The following is a 1,423-nucleotide window of genomic DNA, read 5'->3' as shown; positions in this document are numbered from 1 at the left end:
CGGCCCTCGGCCGAGCCGTCGTCCCGGGCTTCGAGGATGCCGCCCATGTCATCGCTCCACTGGACGAACTGGGAGAAGTCCTCGGCCGGGACGCCCATGAGGTGGGCGATGATGATCGTCGGAATCGCCCGGGTCATCCCGGCGACCGCGTCGACGGTCTCGCCCGCCCTGATCCGCTCGATCAGCTCGGCGGACTCCCGCTCGACGACCGAGGCGATCAGGTCCTTCCGCTCGGCGAGGGTGGACCGCTGGAAATCCCTGGCCCAGATGCTCTTCACCTGGTCGTGCCGCGGATTGTCCATGCACTCCATCGTCGCGCCGCCGAACAGGGCCACGAAGTGCTCGATGTCCGAGGCGAAGAGCCGGGCCAGGCCCATGACCCGGGCGCAGTCGCGGTAGCCGGTGACCATGTAGTAGCCGAGCTCCCCGTGCCGGACGACCGGCCCGGCCGCCCGGATCTGCTCCAGCACCGGATAGGGGTCCCGTACGAAGGCCGGGTCCTTGAAGTCGACCCGCACCGTGGGCACGTCCGCGACCGAGGGCATCGTCACCGCGACCTCCAGATGACTCGTCTACACATGTGTTGACAGTCTGACCAGGCCATCGTAGGGAGCCCCGCCGCAAACTGTCAACGCATGTGGTGACAAATCGCCGGCGGCCGGTTCAGGCCCCGCCGAGGAGCCGGGCCATACCCTCCTGCGCGACGGTCGCGACCAGCCGTCCGGCGGTGTCGTGGACGTAACCGAGGGCGAGGGCGCGCGAGCCGTGCGCCACCGGGGACACCGACTCGTAGCTGAGCCACTCGTCGGCGCGCACCGGCCGGTGCAGCCAGAGCGCGTGGTCGATCGAGGCCAGCCGGATCCGCCCGGCCACGTCGTCGTGGCCGACCAGTGCGGTTCGGATCAGCGTGAGGTCGCTGGCGTAGGCCAACACGCAGGCGTGCAGCGCGGAATCGGCGGGCAGCGGATCCGAGCACCGCATCCAGAGCCTGCGGTAGGCGGTGTGCCGCCGCTCGCCGCCGGACTCCGTCTCGCCGAACCGCAACTCGATCCCGCTCCACGAGTGCGCGGCCTCGCCGTCCGCCGGAGGCAGCCGGTCGGCGGTCAGGCCGGGAGCCGGGATGTCCGCGTGGTCCAGCCCGGCGGGCCCGGCGCCGAAGGACGCGTCGAAGGAGAGGATCTCGCGGCCGTCCTGGCGGCCAAGGACACGGCGGTGCGAGACCGAGCCGCCGTCCCTGATGCGCGTCACGTGGTAGTCGATCGGCGGCCCCGGCAGCGCTCCGGCCAGAAAGTAGGCGTGGAAGGAACGCACCGCCCGGCCCGCCGGGACGGTCCGGGTGGCGGCGGCCAGCGCTTGGCCGAGGAGCTGCACGGCCGTCAACGCGGCGGCCTACCAGCCGTACCTGGCTCTGTTCGGCGCCGGG

2 protein-coding genes are annotated in these 1,423 nt (G+C 71.7%); both read right to left on the bottom strand.

Going from position 1 to position 1,423, the window contains the following annotated elements; all coding sequences use genetic code 11:
• On the bottom strand, nt 1-551 hold a 551-nt coding region (locus tag ABZ260_RS51030; RefSeq protein WP_355633197.1), incomplete at its 3' end, for a hypothetical protein.
• 112 nt (nt 552-663) lie between these two features.
• Nucleotides 664-1,371: an acyl-CoA thioesterase domain-containing protein gene (locus ABZ260_RS51025; protein ID WP_355633200.1), complete on the bottom strand. Its 708-nt coding sequence runs from the start codon at nt 1,369-1,371 to the stop codon at nt 664-666.
• Between the last annotated feature and the right edge of the window lie 52 nt (nt 1,372-1,423).

Origin of the sequence: Streptosporangium sp. NPDC006013 (genome assembly GCF_040614275.1) — a bacterium.
GTDB lineage: Bacteria > Actinomycetota > Actinomycetes > Streptosporangiales > Streptosporangiaceae > Streptosporangium.
This window is presented reverse-complemented; position numbering and strand designations above follow the sequence as displayed.